Source organism: Lactobacillus xylocopicola (assembly GCF_033096005.1).
GTDB lineage: Bacteria > Bacillota > Bacilli > Lactobacillales > Lactobacillaceae > Lactobacillus > Lactobacillus xylocopicola.
The window spans coordinates 1,568,400-1,587,302 of the sequence record NZ_AP026803.1; the positions used below are offsets into that span (position 1 = coordinate 1,568,400).

An 18,903-nucleotide genomic window follows, 5' to 3' on the forward strand; every position below is an offset into this window, starting at 1 on the left:
TAATAGCAATGACTGCCTATCATTGCCTTTATTTAAATATAATTTATTTTTTTACGTCATCTGCTGTATTTGATGGTTCTAGATGTCGGCCATAAATATATTTAACAGCTGAAGCTTTAACAAATCTATATGCTTTGTCACTTGTCCATTCATCTAATGTTTTATAAAATAATTCAGCTTTATTTTCACTCGGAACCCAAATATAGCGTAAATCTACTACATCAGTACCATCACCTCGTTTAAAAGTAATGACTTTGTCAGCATTCCCATCAGCATCATAAAGTCTAGCATCATTCACAAACTTTACACCCATGAAATTAGTATATGGTCGTAATATTTGTCGAACCTTAATTTTCACATCATCCATTAGAATAAACCGCTGTTTATTATTCTTGATCCGATATACTTCTAAACTACTATTTGCTAAACCATCAATTTCACGAGAACCTGCTAAATCATCTCTATCGCATCTACGATCAACCACTACTTTAGTACCCGCTTTGAGATATTTACCAGTAAATTTGCCTTGGTTATCAACCATTTGAGAATAACCATTGCCTTTTTCTGAAGGCAAAGTTTCCGCAGAAATCGTGACCGTCGCATAATTAGTATATAGTCTTTGACCATCAATGCTATCAACATTTATGGCCTTAATGTAGCCGCCATGACCAATGTTATAATATTCCTTTCCCTTTATCGTCTTATATGGTAAATAGAACCAATTCCAGTCATCATCACGGAAAGAATAACGCTTGGCATCTGGGTCAGTTATTGCTTCAACCTTACCAACATACTTTACGGTAGCGTCTTTTTTAAGTAAGCCATTGCCTCCGCGATAAGAGTATCTTTTTTGCCCCTTCTTGTTATAAATCCGGGTCTTATGATTCAGGGTTAATTTACCCTGGTCAGTATTTGGGCTTGGACTAGTTACTTCTTCTGCATGAACTTGATTTGTCTTGGCTACTGCAGGAGCTGCTAAAGTTGTTGCCATTAATGCAGCTGCTAAACTAATAAATAATTTCTTGGTCTTCTTCATATTGTCACCTCTCTAGGTCAATTCTAATATTTGTTTCTATCAATGTCTAATTACTTTATTTAACTGCTATGCTGCAATAAATAGTAGTCAAAACCAGTACGAAAGTGATATACTTTCCTTGCTAATAACAAAAAACATTGCCATGCAGGGCAATGTTTCTAATACTCTTGGTCATTACACGATTATTTATTTTCGTGTAATATTTTTTTGCAATAAATTAATTTATTCCGAAAATTGCAACTTTAAGTTGAACACCTTATTTGCCTTGATAGATACAATCTAATCTTCTCTCATATAATTCATCGGGTGTGCCGCTCCACCCCGCCCTTCTCACACGAAGTGTAAGGGGCGCGTAGTAGACCAACATCTGCGATATTCCTTCTAACTGTGCTAAATCCGCAAATTCAGAACCGTTGTCCGTGGTAATGGTCTTGAAGACCTCGTCCCATTGTTCCTGGTATTGGCTACGCAAGTTTTTAAAAGCTGTCATCACACTGGTAGCCGTCTTATCCTTAATGGGGATAATCATGAATTTACGCGTCATGCGTTCATACAGGGGTAAGAGGACATGGTCATCTGTGGTTTTGTGGCCTAAGACTAGGTCGCATTCCCAGTGACCAAACTCCCGGCGCTGGTTAATAGCAGCAGCCCGCTCACTAAATACTGTGCTCCAGTCTGCGTTTATGCTGGCATATCCGTTTGGCTTTGGTCTTGCGGCCACAATTTAAGCGCCTTTTCTGATAGCGTCTTTGCGCTGATTGGTCATCACAGCGGTGCCGTTTACCGTGGTATAAAGAAATTTGGCCCCGTTCAAGCTCATATTTCACGGTTGAGGGTGAACAGTTGAGACTAGCGGCAATTTGACGCAGGGACTGGCCCTGCTGGCGCAAGATTTGGATAATCACGCGGTCTTGCAAAGCAAGATGTTGGCCCTTTTAGTAATTACATTCTATCAAAGAAGTCCAATGGACTTTTTTATTTTCTAATCAGGGCAAGTGTTCAACTTCATTCTACAATTTACCAAAAAATAAAAATGCAGCTGTTAATGTAGCATAACTAGACATAAAATAATTTGATCTAACCGTTCTTAATTTGGTAATAAATAGTTGCCGGTAATTTTAACTCGTATAGCAAAAGTGCAGACTGTTAACTCAGCCTGCACTTTTTTACTTACTAGTCTTACCACTAGGCTACTATTACTTCTTTTGAGCATTTTTAGAAACAGCAAACATGATTAGCGGTAAAAGCACAAACCCAAAGGCCATCATCATAATTGCGTACCAGTTAACACCTATTACTTGGCCATTTTTGATGATACCAAACTGAGCTTGCCAGTTATAATTGACTAGTAAGAAAATAACTAAAACGATTGACAGAATTGGCACAAAGATATCCGTCAGAATATTCTTGGGTGCGGGCAAAACCGCCTCTTTGTTTTTGCCATAATAAAAGCTAATGACTGCCAGTGGAACAATAATAAAACCCAAGAATCTGACCATTGCGCTCAGCGTAATCAGGTTGACCATGTTGTATTGAAAGGCTAATGGAACCAGGATTGCCAGAGCTTCCGAAATAAAGAAAGTTCTGATTGGAAAATTATTTTCCGTCCTTTTAATCAAGGAATCTGGTAGCTGGTGCTCACGCGCCATTGCCTCTAAAATACGCGGTGCGTTAAAGCTGGAAGCGACATTGATGCCTAGCATTGAAATGAGTGCCCCCACCAGAATCACGTCACGCAGAAGATCGTTTTTAAAAATTGCACTAATAGCTACTACCTGCTTAGTAGTCATCAAGGTCTTGGGATCGAGCACCATGGCCACGGCAACTACGCCAATGTAAATCGCCGCAATGACAAAGATAGCCAGTGGAATGGCCCGCGGCAAGTTCTTCTCCGGCTTCTGCATGTCCTCTGACCCGGAAGCAACGGATTCAAAACCAGTAAAGGCATAAAAGGCGGAAACAACCGCCATAACAAAGCCCGTAGTAGTCAATGTTGGCACAATTTTCTGGCCATTTTGGGTGATCTGGTCAGCTGCCCCCAGACTGTGTGACGCACCAGTCGTAATGAGCAAGACCACACCAGCAACAATAATTAGCAACAGTGCAGCTAATTTGCCCACTGTAGCCATATTCATAACTACTTTGACAAACTTTTGACCAAACAAGTTAATTACGGTAATCAGTAACATTAAGATTAGAAAACCGACCGTTACACTGGTAAAATTATCAGGATTCCCACCAAAAATGGAAATAGCCGACTTAATCACGCCGACAGCCATCACGCCCCACGCCACACTTGCCGAAAAATAGCGTAAAATACCGACGTAAAAGCCCACATTATCACCAAACGCCGCCTTAGAATAGGCGTAAGAGGCACCTGATTTGGTCACATACTTGGCCGCCGCCGAAAAGGAAATAGCTAAGATCGATGCAAAGGCAGCCGCGATTAGATAGACCACCAGTGCCTTACTTCCTGCTTGACTAACAACACTTCCTGGGGTCAAAAAGATGCCGGACCCGATAATTGAATTAATTGCCAAAAAAACAATTGACCAAAATCCCAACTTGTCGTTCGCTCGTTTACTCGTATTCATTACAGGAGCTCCTTTACTTTGCATTTTCAATGACAAATTTAAATAAATTATTCATAAATTTAGTATTTGAATTACGATGTAGCATTTCTGGGTGCCATTGGACAGCCACCACATTACCCGCCTTATTTTCCAGCCCCTCCGTGACACCGTCGCTAGAACATGCAACTGCCTGCAAGTCTGGCGCAACGTCTTTAATTAATTGGTGGTGGAAGGAATTAGTGGCAAAGCGGGTCTTCCCCAATATTTGAGCCAGATGGCTACCTGTTTGGACTTTTACCTCATGAGTTGGCAGATCAGGCGTGTGGCCCTGATCATGCTTGTAAGTCTTTTCCGGGCGATAACCAATATCTTGGTAAAGACTACCGCCGTGGGCTACATTGATAATTTGCGCACCGCGACAGATGCCAAGAATCGGCTTATGCTTTTCTTCAGCCAGCTTTAACAAGAGCATGTCAAAGTGGTCCCGCTCAGGCCACGTCTCACCTATCTGGGGCAATAATTCCTCGCCGTACAAGTGCGGGTCAACATCATGACCGCCAGATAAGATCAGTCCTTGAACTTGATCCAGCTGCGCTTCAATGACCGCTTCATCTGCAGTAAAGGGAATAATAAAGGGTACCCCACCATTTTGAACTACAGAGTCAACATAATCTTCATTGACATAACTACGTCGATAGCCCGGGAACATTCCGCCCGAATCAACTATCACCGATCCCGAAATTCCAATAATTGGTCTTGTCATTTTTACTCACCAGTCTTTTCTTTAAGCTAATTACTATATTATATAGTTGACAACCCAATTTTGTACTATATTTGATTTATCTTCTAAGTTTTTCAAGGCAAAACAGTATTACCTAAGGTAGAGATATAAGCAAATGACACCAGTTCATCACATTACATACTTTTCACATCAAGGAACCGTCATCACATACTCGCTACATTCCTAATGGCTAGTTTCACTACTAACTTTGTCGCCATTTTTTTAGGTGCAAACCTGGTGGCTTAGGAATACCCTTAGCTTCATTCACAAACCTGCTAGCATTAAAGGGCCCATATTCATAATTAACCTGTGGTTACAGGATTTTTAGTCATTAATTGTTAGACTGAATTTTCTCTCATAATTAGACTTACTTACTAGTTTGTAAATTAAATTATTTATCTTGCAATTTGTTTATTTCCCGGGAAATTTTTTGAATTTCACCCATTGATGCGCCTGGCTCAGACAGCAACTGGTCACGCTTAAACCTTAAAAGTTCTATCTGATTAGCAGTTTGCGTATTCTTGTGATTAACAAAAGTAGTAGGTAAAACCAGCTGATGGTCACGGATATGCCAGGTGACCAGATTCAAATTGGCCAAGAATTCCTGATCGTGGGACACAATAATGACCGCAAACGGATAGTTTTTGATAAATTCTTCCAGTGCTGTAATAGCGGGCAAATCCAAAAAATTCGTCGGTTCGTCAAGAATAAGCAAGTTATGCTTTCCCAGCAGTACCTTGGCCAATTTAAAGCAGATCAGCTGTCCGCCACTTAAATGGCAAACCTGTCTAGTCAGGAAAGGGCGCAAATGAAGATCGCCTAGTAGTTGCATAGTTGCTGCATTATCAAATATTGTTACCCGTTGAATTTCATTTTGCACAGTTTTATTATCTGTTATTTCCTGGGTCATATTCTGCTGGAAAAAGCCAATCTTAGCTTGCGGATTAACCCATTGTTTAAGCTGATCTTGCCATAATTTATTAAGAAAAACGGACTTACCGCTACCATTAGGACCAACGAGCGCAACTTTACTGCCGTTTTTAACCTTTAATTGTTCGGCAATAGTGAATAATTTTCGGCTACCAATCGTAACTTCTTGCGGTTGAATACGTACCATTGTGCTGCCAGCTGGCAAGGCCAAATCATTAACTTTAAAGTTGTTCAGTGTTATCGGCTGGTGTGTTACCGGTTTTTGTAGCTTATTCGTTTCCCGTTCAACCCGTTTGTCCAGCACCTTACTGGACCGCAGTATCCGCTTTTGCGTTCCGCCCAAATGTCTTTTCTTATCCTTCCAATCAGACCAGGAAATATTCTTTTTCTTTTTGTTAAATTGCCGCCCCGTAACTTCCCTTTTCTTCTGCGCTTCCTTTAACTTGCATATCTTTTTCTCCTGGCGCAAGTATTCAAATGCTTGGTTTTCTTCCTTTTTCTTTTCTACTGTGACAAACTCGTCATAAGTGCCCTTATATGCACTAACCTTATGGTCCTTAACTTGCCAAATCGTGTTGGACGTTTGCTTCAGAAAATTACGGTCATGACTAACGATGATTACCGGCTGGGACAAACCGTTAAGTAGTTTTATCAGCCAGGCCTGCTGCGAAGTATCAAGGTTGGACGTGGGCTCATCTAAGAGAAGCAGACCCCGGGGATATTGCCGCAAGCGCCGAAGCGCCGTTATAATAGCGGCCTTTTCTCGTTCGCCGCCGCTTTCCTCGTCATAAGTCAAAATTTGTGGCACCCGGACAATCTGGCAGTTGCGTCTAATCTGCCCTGTTATATTGAACACAACCGCCTCTTCATTCAACACCTTAAGCAAAGTGGTTTTACCAACACCATTTGCCCCGATCAAGCCAACGTGCTGACCTTCCTGCACATTTAAACTAGCAACTTTGAAGAGTTCTTCACCCTGATATTCAAGCCTAAGTTCAGTCATTTTAAGATATTCCATACGTAACACCGCCTTTAAACAGTTTTAGCCGTTTAAGTACAAAAAAGCACTGTTAACCCAATTACGCCGAATCAGATTAGCAGTGCACAAAAAGCTAGTGTCACATAAAGACTACTGCAAATAGTTCATTACTAATTTCTGATCATCGGCAAAAGCGCACAAAAAGTGCTTGGGTTATCAACCTTTTTTGCTTACCAATAAAATCAGAAATTAGTTTTTCATTTTATGCAGTTGCCTCGTTTCTTAAAGTCACAATCAATGTATCATCTTTTTTTAATTTATGCAAATAATTTATTCACTTTGCTTTCTAATCAACCTTGGCAAAAACCTCGCACACCATTGGCGCCTGCGGGTAAAACTTTTTACCAACCTTTTCGTATTCTTGCTTAAAAAAGCGGTCGTGGATTTCCCGCCAATTTTTATAAGTACGGTCACCTTCATGATATGCATGTTCTACTGAAATTAAATTATAGGGGACCAGCTCGACCACCCTTTCCTGGACCACACAAACTGGGCTACCAGCATTAGTTAGAATAATACCCCATTCACCCACTTGCGGCAGTTCCTCGTGCTGGTCATACAGTTCATAAGCCGACGTCGTGGCGGTTTTAATTCCGCGGTTTACTAAATCGGCCAGTCCGTCTGGGTCATCGCCAAAGGCCCAGGCGTCAACTGGTGTATCAGCTGCCAGTTGGTGCCTTTGACAAAAGTTCTGCCAAAATTCTTTTACTTCTTCAGTCATTATATTTTCTCCTTGTAATTACCTTTGCATTAATTCTTTTGCCATTAAGATAAATTCATAGCTGCCACCGTTCGATGGCATTTGTTTCCTGCCTGTAACGACAAAGCCCGCTTTTTGATAAACCTTAAATGCGCGTTGATTAAAACTCGCCACCGCTAAAGTGATCTTGCTATATTGGCCCTGTTGCCGCACATAACCGTCAATTACCTGTAGCAGTTGGCTCCCCCGGCCTTGCCCTGTCAACTCTGGTGCCATTCCTAAGCCAAGCTCGATTCGACCAGGTTCAGTAGTTGGCTCTAGGCAAAAAAAGGCCGTTAGCTGCCCCTGGTCATCCAGTACTTGAAAGTATCTATCGCCCCGCAGCTCTGGCGTAACGATTTCGTCGTAATCTTCTAGGTCATTTTCCATGTCATAAAAGTCATACTCCCCATCATAGTGCCAATCTTGGGCAATAACTTCAGCATTGGCTTGAGTTAATTGTTCAATTGTTTGTAAGGTGGTGCTAATCTTTTTTGCTTTTTCCTTACCTGCAAGGATATTTTGTAACCATTCCTGGCGTTCCTCTTGGCAGACATCAAGACTTTGCGAATTAACCGCCTCATCGTAATACGATACTTTACGATCAATTACCTGTAGGGCTTTTTGTAGATCCGCAATTTCACTAATTACCTTTTGTTTCTGCTTTAAGAACATCTCTTTACGCTCTTCAGCAGTCGCTAACCCTCCAGCAATTAACTGCAGATAATTCTTGATATCCTTAAGCGGCATTCCTGTTTGCTTCAGGCAAATGACCGTATTAATAGTAATTAAATCTCGTGATTCAAATTCGCGATCACCATTACTATTGCGCTTAACGAAGTTCAGCAGACCAATTTTTTCATAATACCGCAAAGTATAGGTGCTAATACCCAGCAATTTGCTAACATCTTTTATCTGAAACTTTTTCATGATTTTCTCTCCTGACTAGTCATGGTTTTTATACCACTTCACTATATATTGGTAAAATGTCGTAACACCGTAGAATAGTATTAATTCGTATCTAATTGACCCCCTATAATTGTTTAAAAACTAATTTAAAAGTTATTTGACTTAGAGCGACTCGAACGTTCTATAATTTTTTAAGACGAGGTTAGGAAAGGAATGAATTCTTATAATCTCATTAATCTTGGTAGCACATAGACCTAAAAGCATAATCTTTAACGTCTCTAATTCTAATGACTTAAGCATTTTTTGTCTAATATATTTTAATCACTCAAAGGCCACCTAAGAAAATGCATAACAATAGACCCTTGTAGTATTACGCTTTTTATTTAAGGAAAATTCATGAAAAGGAGGTGATCAAAATAAATATTATTTTTGTTAATGCTAGTCAAAACCGGGCAGGAAATACTAGTCGGTTAGGTACGGACTTTCTGAAAAATCGAGTTTTCCAGCAAATCAACCTAGTAGATTATAAAATTTACCAGATTAACCAAAACTTTTCAGACGATCAATTTGGCGAAATATTTTATAAATTGCAACATGCAGATTGGATTATATTAGGTACACCCGCATACTGGCACGATATGAGTGGCTACCTCAAAGTTTTTATTGAACGAATCGGCCAAAGTTCTGGCCTTGAGACTTTAGCAGGTAAAAGCCTTTCCGTATTTATTCACGGAAGTAACCCCACAGACACTATCGAGCCCGTCACTAGAATCATAAAACGTTTTAGCAGTGTAGCAAACATGAAATACGTAGATATTCAGCAAAACTTTTAGCAATAGCCCCATTTAGCCATAAGTTCTGCTGTTATCATTGAGTTTTATAGTAACAAATTTATTAAAAGGATACATCAGATACATCAGGTGATAATATGAAAAACAAAGGCCATCTTCTAAAAACATTTTCCCTTCTATTAACCATATTTGCTTTAGTTCTTGGCACCGTTGCAGTAACTAACAGCCTTAATTCTAATACTAGCCCCGTTACTGCTAAATCTAAAACTAAAGCAAAGTGCAAAACTAAAGCTAAGGCCGGAATTAAAAAGCAATTTGTTAACCCGCGCCACACTAGTCAAAGTGCCAAAAGAGTTTTCCTCAATGCTAGTGAAAATAAAAATGGTAACACTTCAAATTTAGCCAAAAAGATTTTTGGCAATCGGTCATACCAACAAATTAACTTAACAGACTATAACATTCCTCAAATTGGCCAAGGCGATGGCGATTTCAATAAGGTTTGGAATCAGCTAAAAAATGCTGATGTACTTGTGATAGGTACACCCGTCTATTGGTCAAACATGTCAGGTTATCTAAAAACTTTCATCGATCATCTAAAAATTAACGATGACCTTAAAGGAGATGATCTATACGTAATTGTTCAAGGTTCAGATGCAAACCAAACACTAGCTATTAATTCTACCTATGGTACATTGAAGCGGGTTTCAGTACGATTTGGGTTGAATTTTGTGGGGATAGCACAAACCGACCGGCAAGCTACGCAATTACATAACAAAATGATTGGTCAAAAGTAAATAATACCTTCATATCCGACCAGGTTTAGGTTTAAAATGATACTATTCTTTACTTAAAAAGACCGCTTCTTACTAGTTGTCCAGATATAATCAGCTAACAAATAAAATAGTTCACTTACGCAAACTTGCTAAGTGAACTATTTTTGATATTGCGCTATACCTTCTTGTAGTCGCTGCAGCCCGTCATCAACCATCTTCAACGGACAGGCCAGGTTCATACGGATAAAGTCGTGGCCGTTGCCGCGGTAGATACTGCCGGGGGAGACAAGTAGCCCAGTCTGGGCGCGCAGAAACTCGGCCAACTTTTGTGCATCCCGCTCAATCTGATGTACATCTAGCCACATTAAGTAGGTCGCCGTACCCGCAATCACTTTTACCTCAGGCAGATTTTCATTGATTAAGTTACGGGCAAAAGCAAAATTGGCGTTCAACTGGGCTAGGAGAGCCTGGCGCCAATCGTGTCCCCGTTCATAAGCCGCAATTGTACCTGGGATAGCTAGTAAGTTAGGCTCAGCCAATTCCTCACTGTTAAGTCCGCGATTGACAATATTGCGGATGTTTTCACGTGGAACAATTACCGTTGCTGCATGTAGAGCCGCCACATTAAAGGTTTTACTAGGCGATACAAGTGAAATCACCTTATCTTGCGCTGCACCCGTAACCGTAAAAGCGGGCGTGTAATCTTCGCCAGATCGGACTAAGTCACCATGGATTTCATCAGACACTAGCACTACATGGTATTGCTGACATAAGTCAGCTACCCGCTGGACTTCCTGCCTCGTCCAGACTTTACCAATTGGATTGTGCGGGTTGCAGAAAATCATCAGTGTAGTCAGTGGCTGGGCCAATTTTTGTTCAAGGTCAGCCCAATCAATCGCATAGCTCTCGCCGTCAAAGAGCAGGTCATTAGCTAGCACATGGCGGCCGTTGTTCTCAATTGAATTATAAAAAATATTATAAACTGGCTCTTGTACCAAGACGTTGTCACCAATCTGGGAAACGTGGCGAACAATCGATGAGAGAGCGGGTACCACGCCCGTGGTAAAAATCATCCACTCGCGCTGCGGGCGGTGATTGTGCTCCTGTTCATACCAGTCAGCCACCGCCTTAAAATAGTCATCTCCCGGCCACTCATAGCCAAAGGCACCTAGTTCAACCTTTTCTTGCATTGCCGCAATAATTTCTGGTGCAGTCTTAAAGTCCATGTCGGCCAGCGACATGGGCAACTCACCTGGCTTAACATCCCACTTGACAGAATCAACCCCACGTCGATCTGGTGCATTGATAAAATCATACTTTTCCATTATTAATCCCCTGGTTTCTGGTTTTGATCTGAACGATCCACTTTTGCTCCAATTTTAGCACAAGCGATTTCAGTTTTGCTGGGATCAACCTTGTCCGAATCAACAATTAAGTTACCAATTGCAGGTGCCGAAATCTTACCCGAAATGGGGTTTTTGACGCTGTCAATCTTGCTTGTGATTTCCGCAGTTACACGTGAAACATATTCAAAGGCCAGGTCCGTGTGCATCAGACTCGTATTGACTATTTCCAATTCATCAATATAGTTGAGGCCCTGTTCACTTTCAATCGTGCAGTTAATAAACTTAAGCTTGTGGCCGTTCCAGGCCAGGTATTCACCATCGATGGTTGAATCGTAGACAGTCACATTCTCACAGTTCCAAAAGGCATCCTTAGAAATAAAGGTAGAATTATGGACCTCAATATTCTTAGCACCATCAAAAGAGTAGTTACCAATCACGCTGACGTGATCCAGGTAGATGTTCTCGCTGTCCTTGCCAAAGTAGTCGCCGTTAATCTGGCTGTTGGTAATTCTAATATCCTTGCAGGTCCACATGGTTTCTTCGGCATTAGCAAAGTGAACATGGTCTAGCACAATCCCCTGAGCTCTTCTGAATAGTTTAGGAGCCTGCAGGGCCGAGTTCTTGACTGTGATATTTTTGGTATACCAAATACCACTGCGGGCCATGGTTTCAAAGGTAGTATTTTCAACTTCAACGCCCGTATCATACCAGAGCGGATACTTCCATTTAAAGATCGAATCCTGGAGTTTAATGTTTTTGGCTTCCTTCAGTGGAGATTCCCCGCTACCAAAAGTAATTCCTTTTAGTTCAGTGTTTTCCAAGCCAAAGAGCGCCCGCTCGCCATCATAATAGTGATTTTCAATAATGTTCATTTGTCATTCTTTCCAAGTAAATACAGTTAACTTAATAGACTAAATGCGCGAAAGCAGATTCTTTCCAAGTAAATTCAGTTAACTTAATAGACTAAATGCGCGAAAGCAGATTGCTTCCACGCATTTTTCTTTGTCTATTAATTATCTAACAAACATCGCTTGAGTTGAAATACTTATTAATTAGGTTCTGCGATTACTAAAAGTTATACCACTTCAACCTAACTGAAAGATAACTTTTAGTAATTGAACAAGATTAAAAATTGGTATTTTAATTTTGTTGCTGCTTGGATAATAATGGTTGGATATAGGAGGGTTGAAAAAACAATAAAAATCATTGGTATTATAACCAAATCAGGAGGTTACATAATGACCAATAAGCAAACCGCTGGCCGTGATAATCTAGGTGAATTTGCTGAATTAAATGATGACGTTTTATTCGGCGAAGTTTGGTCACGCGAAAATAAGATGAGTGCACACGATTGGAGCCTAACAACCGTCTCCAGTTTAATCACCTAGGGCGTACCACAGGTAAACGATCATCGCACTATTGCCAAACAGAATGGCGTTACTAAAAATGAAATGGTTGAATTAATCACACACGTTGCCTTTTATGCTGGTTGGCCTAAGACACGGTCAGCATTTGCAATCGCCCAGGAAATTTATTCAGCTAAATAATCGGAGCACATCCTTGGCATAACAGAATAATGTCCAACTGGCCATACTACTTACCCCCATGATCAATTAGACATTATTTTATTTAAAAACCATAATTGTTTTATAGAAAGGAGCGGCATTGTTTTTGGGCGTTAGCATACTTGCAGCACCCGCAGCAACGCTACAACTAAAAATGCTAAATTTAACTATCAATGGGTACCACTTTACCGCAACACTGACTAATAATTCTTCAGCTCAAGCCTTAGTCGATTGGATTGGTCCAGACGGTAAAACCTTAGAGCTCGATGACTATGCAGGAATGGAAAAAGTCGGTGAATTAGGTACAAGTTTGCCCTGCAATGACCAACAAACTACTACCCAGGCCGGTGACTTAATCCTCTACCAGGGAGACAAGTTTGTAATTTATTACGGACCTAATTCATGGAACTTTACCAGACTAGGCCAAATCGACAACCTCAAGGTTACGGACTTTAAACAAATACTGGGAAACGGCGGGATTACCGTCAAATTGACCATTAACTAACTGTTTATTTTCACGAAGCCTGATGATCATTCCGGTCGTTTGGGTTTTTAGCTAATAGAAAAGAGTAATTTAACCATGATTAGACCAAAAACAACGCTTTTCATCTTAACTTCACTGGATGGACGCATTACCGGCAACTTCAGCAAGGCACTTCCGACAAAATATTCTTCTAAAATTTTCCAGCAGATTGGGTTCGAACACGCCCTAACTGAAGACTATAACTTTCAGGGTTGGATCTACGGCAGCAATACTTCCACTTCATATTTTGCCAAGGGAACGCCCGTGATTAACGAAGACGTGCCCCTAGTAACTGCGGGGGACTATATCAGTCCTGTCGCTCACGACGTCCACTACATCGCCCTAGACCGCAAGGGCCAACTCAACTGGAAGTCGAACACAACAAGCTATGAAGGACATCCAGCCGGTGTAATCGAAGTGTTAACAGACCAGGCAAGTAACGGCTACAAGCACTTCTTGCGCGAACGTCATATTTCTTACCTGATGGCTGGCCACCAAAACATTGACCTGCCCCTACTGTTAACCAAGTTAGTCGAAATTTACCACATGTCTAATATTTTATTGGGCGGCGGCGGAATTCTGAACTGGAGCTTCCTTTCCGCAGGTCTATGTGACGAAGTTGCAATGCTGGTTACACCTGCAATCGACGGGCTGGCGGACACTGCACGCTTATTTAACTCACAGTTTGCAGGCGATCCGCATCCGATCGGCTTTACGCTCAAAGAATGCCGTGTATTAAAAGAAAGCAACTTGTGGCTGCGCTACACACCCAACAACGTCAGTGCGCGTGATCAGGCTGCGGGTTAGAAGCGCAAACCCAAAAGCACCGAACTACTATTATGTAATTCGGTGCTTCTTGTCCTTATATTATAATTCTTGCAGCAGTACTTCCGTGGTAATACAACGAATACCCAGCTTTGTTAGTCGCCAGTTATAGTATTGACGAAACGGTTTAATAACTGAATCGTGGGCATCCGAAACCAATACCACTGAATACTTTCTCTGCACAGCGGCTTTACAAGTAGCTTGAACACATGCTTGGCTCATTAGTCCCACTACTACAATATTTTGCGGCTGCTCCTCCTGTATTCTGCGGGCCAATTCGATATTGGTAAACGCGCTGGGATGTTGTTTGGTATATATTGGCGCATCATCTTCAATTATCAGTCCCTTGTATAGATGTCCGCGATGAGCTTGGCAAACATAAATTATTGGTTGATTAGCTTGTCGAAAAGCATTAATAATACGATTAACACGTTTTAAAAAAGCCGCTTTTCCTGCTAAAAGCAACATTGTTTGATCCTGAATATCAATACATAAGAGAAGATTATTTACCATTTTTGTCACCTTTAATTTTATAACTAAATCAAAACTATTTTTATGCTATTCTTAATTTGTTAATAACTATAATAAAGATTTAAATCCTAATATTACTAAAATCATTCCCATAATGGCTTTCATATATTGAGTAATTTTTTTGCCATAAGTTTTGCTGATCTTGACGCAATAGCTGCTCCTATTAGTGCTCCAGGCATCAATGACAAATCCAGCAGCCAGTCAACACGACCATTTGCACGACCATTTGCGATGTGCAATATCACACCAGTCGCGGTCATAAAGATCAGCTTGAAACCCATAATAGTGCAAAGTTTTATTTGCATCTAAGATTAATTATTAATAGCAAAAATATCTCTAATCGCATCCAATGCCTCTACCAGTATTGCTGGATTTACATGATCTGCCACCTCACCTGCGCGGGCTTTATAATCATAGCCCAATAGGTTAGTTAAAATTGCAGTACCATGAATTTTACTACCGTTAATCTGTAATCCGGCTGGGAAGCCATTTGGCACTTTAGAGGTAATTGGGAAGCCCACAATCATCCCGGTACGCTCATTATAAAGATCAGAGCTAATGACCAAAAGTGGCCTCCGAATATTGCCTGTTGTAGAATTATGTCCGCCATATTCATGCCCTGCATGAGGCTCTGCATCTATCCAAACAATATCTCCTTGTTGTGGAGCAGATTCATTACCAAACATTCTCATTGCCCCGTACTTCCCCGTTGTCATTCAAATTCATTTTGCGAATCGCAGTTTTAAAATCATAATCGGGAAATTGCTCAAATAAATTTTTATGTACGGGAACGTAGGAGATGATACCATTGGCATCCATAACAGGGCTATATTCAGCATTCTCCTTAATATTGAAACCGGCAGGAACGGTTACCATTAATGAATTGCCCTGCTTTCTTATTTTCACTGTCATGGCCATCCTCCTTGAACTTAAAAATCATATATATCGCTATACATGTAATTATACAAGTAATTACATGTATTAGCAAATTATCTTTAGCTTGTTTGATAATTGTAACTTTTATGCAGAGTTTATATTTAATTAACTAATATTCTTTCTACTTTTTCATGAAAATAATAAAAGAAAAGCAATAATTATATTATTTTCTCTAAGTGCTACAACAGATTTTTTATTCCAATGTCTGCACCCAGCCTGCTGGACCTGGTTTATTACCGTATTGGATATCGACTAATTCATGGTAGAGCTTGGTTGTGATTGGTCCGGTCTGGTCCTCGCTGTAGATGACATGCTTTACGCCTTGATAGGTAATTGAGCCCACCGGGGAGATTACCGCTGCTGTCCCCATTGCCCCCGCTTCTTTCATGGTAAAGGCTTCTTCCAAAGTAATCTGGCGCTCTACCGGGTTTAAGCCCATCCGCTCCGCCAGTTCCAAAAGTGAGCGCTTGGTAATCGAAACTAAAATTGACTTCGATTGGGGCGTAACGAACTGCCCTTCCTGGGTAATACCGAAGAAGTTGGCTCCGCCAAATTCGTCTACATACTTATGCTCCCGCGGATCCAAGTAGAGGCAATCAGCAAAGCCATGCTGGTGGGCCTCAACTGATGGCAGCAAGCTGCTGGCATAATTTCCTGATGTCTTGGCTTGACCAGTACCATTGTAAGCAGCACGGTCATAGTCACTGACCAGATAAGCGGCCGGATTCAGCCCCTTAATATAGGCACCAACCGGCACAGCAAAGATCCGAAAGAGGTATTCATCAGCGGCCGTCACCCCTAAAACATTAGACGTACCGACCATGAAGGGCCTTAGGTAGAGGGTTGCTCCACTATCATATGGTGGGACAAATTCTTCATTAGCACGAACCACTTCCTTTACAGCTTCAACGAACCGGTCTTCAGGAAATGGTGGCATGGCCAGACGCTCAGCTGACAGGGTGAAGCGGTGCGCATTCTGCTCGGGCCGAAAAAGGTTGATCTTACCGTCTTCGCGGCGGTATGCCTTGAGCCCCTCGAAGATTTCTTGGCCGTAATGCAGAATTTCAGCGGCCTCAGACAGCTTGATAGTGGCATCTTCAACCAAGTTCCCCTGCTGCCACTTACCATCCTTAAATTTTGCTTCGTACCGGTATGGCAGGTCGCGATACTGAAAGCCTAAGTTTTGCCAATCTAGTTCTGCTAATTTTTGTTTCATTGTGCTTTACCCCTTAAATCAAAAATAATCATCTTTTTTTAATTGTTAATTAATGTAATCCATCAATCTTAGCTTGTCAATAGGTTGGGGATTTTTACCTCATTGCCGGATTATTTCACGTGAAACTTTTGACCAATAAAAAAGGAACCATTCTTTTAGGGAATGGTTCCTTAGTCAGTTAAGACCATTATTCTGCTTTTTTGGTTGAAGTAGCTTCAGGCTTGGCCGCAATTTCTAAAATTGCCTTACCATTTAGGTAAACGTGCTGCTGGTCAGCCGTGAACTTGACCTCTTTAGTGTCTGGTTCTTGCATAAGTAGCTTGGCAATTGGCGTCTCCAAGTCTTGTTCAACAACCCGGCGCAGCGGACGAGCGCCAAACTTCTTGTCATAACCCTTGTCTGCTAAATAAGCCTTAGCGGTAGCAGAAACATCGACTTTGACCCCTTTCTTGGTCAGAACATGCGCCATCTTATCTAGATAGAGATCAATAATCTTAGTCATATCACTCCTAGTCAATGAGTTGAATGGCACAATTGCATCTAACCGGTTCAAAAATTCGGGTCTGAAGTATGCCTCAAGCGCGCTAACCAATTTATCATGATCAACCTTGCCATTCTGCAATAAGTTATCAGAATAACCAGCATTAGACGTCATGATGAGAATTGTGTCTTTGAAAGAGACCGTTCTGCCCTGTGCATCAGTCAATCGACCATCATCCATAATTTGCAATAAGGCATTGAAGACTTGCGGGTTAGCCTTTTCAATTTCGTCCAGTAAAATTAAGCTATACGGCTGGTGACGCACCTTCTCAGTTAGTTGGCCGCCTTCACCGTACCCTACATAACCTGGTGCTGAACCAATCAGCTTATTAACCGCCATTTGGTCTTGGTATTCCGACATATCGAGCCGGATTAGGTGATCTTCACCGCCAAACAGTTGAATTGCCAGTTGCTTGGCCAGCTCAGTCTTACCAACCCCAGTTGGCCCAGTCAGCAAGAAGGAGCCAGTTGGCCGGTTGTTATCCTTAAAGACCTGCTTACGGGCAATCGCATCAGTGATTACGTTAATCGCATCAGCCTGATCAATGACAGCACGCTTTAATTTGGCAGCCAAGTCAAGATTCTTTTGGCTTTCACTAGCATGCAGTTCACTCATCGGAATCTTGGTTTTAGCTTCAATTAAGGCATAAATATCTTGATCAGTCACTTGCGGCATTGTAGCATCATCAACATGCTTTAACTGGTCGCGCAGCTGGTCAATTTTCGTCTTTAAGTCGCTGGCTTTAGCATAGTCTTCATTTTTAGCAGCCGTTGCCTTGGCGGCTTCAAGCTGGTCAATTTTCTTTTGCAAGCCAGCTTTATCACTTGGAACAGCACCAAGCCCTTTCTTGGCCCCTGCTTCATCCATCAAATCAATTGCCTTGTCTGGCAAGTAACGGCCCTGAATGTAGCGCTGTGATAATTCCACCGCAAGTTTTAATGCACTTTCAGCGTACTTTACATGGTGGTAGTCCTCATATCTCTGCTTTAAACCTTCAAGGATTTTCACCGTCACCTCAGTAGATGGTTCTGGAACTTGTACCGGTTGGAATCTCCGGGCTAGCGCTGAGTCATTTTCAATCCGGCGATATTCGCTGGTCGTCGTTGCACCAATCAGGTTTAAGTCACCACTAGCCAGGGCTGGTTTCAAGATATTAGCAGCATCTCCACTGTTGTTTTCCGAATCAGTTGATCCAGCACCAACAATGTTATGCAATTCGTCAATGAAGAGAATGATGTTAGGATTCTGCTTGGCCTGGTCAATAACCCCTTTCAACCGTTCTTCAAAACTACCGCGCAGACTGGAACCAGCCACCATGTCATTAATATTAACAGCAATGATGTGCTTGTCCTTCATCTTGTCAGGAACATCACCCTCGGCTATTTTTTGTGCCAGACCCTCAACAATTGCAGTCTTACCAACACCGGCAGGTCCTACCAGAACCGGATTATTCTTTTTGCGCCGGCTTAAAATTTCAATTACTTCCTGAATTTGCTCATCACGACCAATGACTGGATCGTACTTGCTCTGCTTAGCTTGTTCAACTAAGTCAACTCCCAGCGGCTTTTCTGCTTGCGTTTGCTGCTGCGTTTGTCCATTTTGGTTAAATTGCTGCGGCGATGCATGCATGCTGCTGGCGTAATGAATGGGAATCGAACCATTGTTACCACTTGTATTATTAAAAAAAGAATTGTTTAATTCGTTAAATAAATTATCAAACTCATTATCAAAGTATGCCATATATAAACACCCCTTACTATTGGCTTTAAATCAGCAATTAGCACTCAATACATTCGACTGCTAACTGCTTTCATTGAATATTATAGCAGGTTATCCACAGAAGGCAACT

17 protein-coding genes and 2 pseudogenes are annotated in these 18,903 nt (G+C 41.4%); 5 read left to right on the forward strand and 14 right to left on the reverse strand.

Going from position 1 to position 18,903, the window contains the following annotated elements:
• Positions 1–43: 43 nt before the first annotated feature.
• From R8389_RS07555 to R8389_RS07585, 7 genes and pseudogenes are all read right to left on the reverse strand, one after another.
• Positions 44–1,036: an SLAP domain-containing protein gene (locus R8389_RS07555; protein WP_317637416.1), complete on the reverse strand. Its 993-nt coding sequence runs from the start codon at positions 1,034–1,036 to the stop codon at positions 44–46.
• A 308-nt stretch (positions 1,037–1,344) separates the two neighbouring features.
• Positions 1,345–1,953, reverse strand: a pseudogene (locus tag R8389_RS07560) (IS30 family transposase); the annotation flags it as partial.
• A gap of 279 nt (positions 1,954–2,232) precedes the next feature.
• The gene (locus R8389_RS07565; protein WP_317637417.1) at positions 2,233–3,630 is read right to left on the reverse strand and encodes an APC family permease; all 1,398 of its coding nucleotides are present in this window, start codon (positions 3,628–3,630) and stop codon (positions 2,233–2,235) included.
• Positions 3,631–3,643: 13 nt separating this feature from the next.
• On the reverse strand, positions 3,644–4,372 hold the full coding sequence (locus tag R8389_RS07570) for a gamma-glutamyl-gamma-aminobutyrate hydrolase family protein (protein WP_317637418.1): 729 nt from the start codon (positions 4,370–4,372) through the stop codon (positions 3,644–3,646).
• A 409-nt stretch (positions 4,373–4,781) separates the two neighbouring features.
• Positions 4,782–6,338 (reverse strand): ATP-binding cassette domain-containing protein, encoded by a 1,557-nt coding sequence (locus R8389_RS07575; RefSeq protein WP_317637419.1) that lies wholly within the window; start codon positions 6,336–6,338, stop codon positions 4,782–4,784.
• Between the two features lie 307 nt (positions 6,339–6,645).
• Positions 6,646–7,080: an ASCH domain-containing protein gene (locus R8389_RS07580; protein WP_317637420.1), complete on the reverse strand. Its 435-nt coding sequence runs from the start codon at positions 7,078–7,080 to the stop codon at positions 6,646–6,648.
• An 18-nt stretch (positions 7,081–7,098) separates the two neighbouring features.
• A complete protein-coding gene (locus R8389_RS07585; RefSeq protein WP_317637421.1) occupies positions 7,099–8,028 on the reverse strand; it encodes a GNAT family N-acetyltransferase in 930 nt (309 codons plus the stop codon).
• 386 nt (positions 8,029–8,414) lie between these two features.
• Here R8389_RS07585 and R8389_RS07590 point away from each other — a divergent pair, with 386 nt between their 5' ends.
• Positions 8,415–8,840 carry a flavodoxin family protein gene (locus R8389_RS07590; protein ID WP_317637422.1) on the forward strand — a complete coding sequence of 142 codons (426 nt, stop codon included), beginning with the start codon at positions 8,415–8,417 and terminating at the stop codon, positions 8,838–8,840.
• 95 nt (positions 8,841–8,935) lie between these two features.
• The gene (locus tag R8389_RS07595) at positions 8,936–9,592 is read left to right on the forward strand and encodes a flavodoxin family protein (RefSeq protein WP_317637423.1); all 657 of its coding nucleotides are present in this window, start codon (positions 8,936–8,938) and stop codon (positions 9,590–9,592) included.
• A gap of 137 nt (positions 9,593–9,729) precedes the next feature.
• On the opposite strand, the gene R8389_RS07600 is transcribed toward R8389_RS07595, so the two are convergent.
• Entirely contained in the window at positions 9,730–10,896 is a 1,167-nt protein-coding gene (locus tag R8389_RS07600) for a MalY/PatB family protein (RefSeq protein WP_317637424.1), read from the reverse strand.
• A 2-nt stretch (positions 10,897–10,898) separates the two neighbouring features.
• Positions 10,899–11,789, reverse strand: coding sequence for a DUF3737 family protein (locus R8389_RS07605; RefSeq protein ID WP_317637425.1), 891 nt, complete (start codon positions 11,787–11,789; stop codon positions 10,899–10,901).
• Positions 11,790–12,155: 366 nt separating this feature from the next.
• Here R8389_RS07605 and R8389_RS07610 point away from each other — a divergent pair.
• From R8389_RS07610 to R8389_RS07620, 3 genes and pseudogenes are all read left to right on the forward strand, one after another.
• Positions 12,156–12,464 (forward strand): annotated as a pseudogene (locus R8389_RS07610) (carboxymuconolactone decarboxylase family protein).
• A 124-nt stretch (positions 12,465–12,588) separates the two neighbouring features.
• On the forward strand, positions 12,589–12,987 hold the full coding sequence (locus R8389_RS07615; protein ID WP_317637426.1) for a cyclophilin-like fold protein: 399 nt from the start codon (positions 12,589–12,591) through the stop codon (positions 12,985–12,987).
• Positions 12,988–13,062: 75 nt separating this feature from the next.
• Positions 13,063–13,812, forward strand: a complete 750-nt coding sequence (locus tag R8389_RS07620; protein ID WP_317637427.1) for a dihydrofolate reductase family protein — start codon at positions 13,063–13,065, stop codon at positions 13,810–13,812.
• Positions 13,813–13,872: 60 nt separating this feature from the next.
• Here the strand turns inward: R8389_RS07620 and R8389_RS07625 are convergent, their stop codons facing one another.
• The 5 genes from R8389_RS07625 to R8389_RS07645 form a co-directional block, all read right to left on the reverse strand.
• On the reverse strand, positions 13,873–14,343 hold the full coding sequence (locus R8389_RS07625) for a cysteine hydrolase family protein (protein WP_317637428.1): 471 nt from the start codon (positions 14,341–14,343) through the stop codon (positions 13,873–13,875).
• A gap of 329 nt (positions 14,344–14,672) precedes the next feature.
• Positions 14,673–15,047, reverse strand: coding sequence for a type II toxin-antitoxin system PemK/MazF family toxin (locus tag R8389_RS07630; RefSeq protein WP_317637429.1), 375 nt, complete (start codon positions 15,045–15,047; stop codon positions 14,673–14,675).
• On the reverse strand, positions 15,037–15,273 hold the full coding sequence (mazE, locus tag R8389_RS07635; protein ID WP_317637430.1) for a type II toxin-antitoxin system PemI/MazE family antitoxin: 237 nt from the start codon (positions 15,271–15,273) through the stop codon (positions 15,037–15,039). Before mazE ends, R8389_RS07630 begins: the two co-directional genes overlap by 11 nt.
• 217 nt (positions 15,274–15,490) lie before the next feature.
• Positions 15,491–16,513 carry a branched-chain amino acid aminotransferase gene (locus tag R8389_RS07640; RefSeq protein ID WP_317637431.1) on the reverse strand — a complete coding sequence of 341 codons (1,023 nt, stop codon included), beginning with the start codon at positions 16,511–16,513 and terminating at the stop codon, positions 15,491–15,493.
• Between the two features lie 187 nt (positions 16,514–16,700).
• Entirely contained in the window at positions 16,701–18,794 is a 2,094-nt protein-coding gene (locus R8389_RS07645) for an ATP-dependent Clp protease ATP-binding subunit (protein WP_317637432.1), read from the reverse strand.
• Positions 18,795–18,903: the final 109 nt, after the last annotated feature.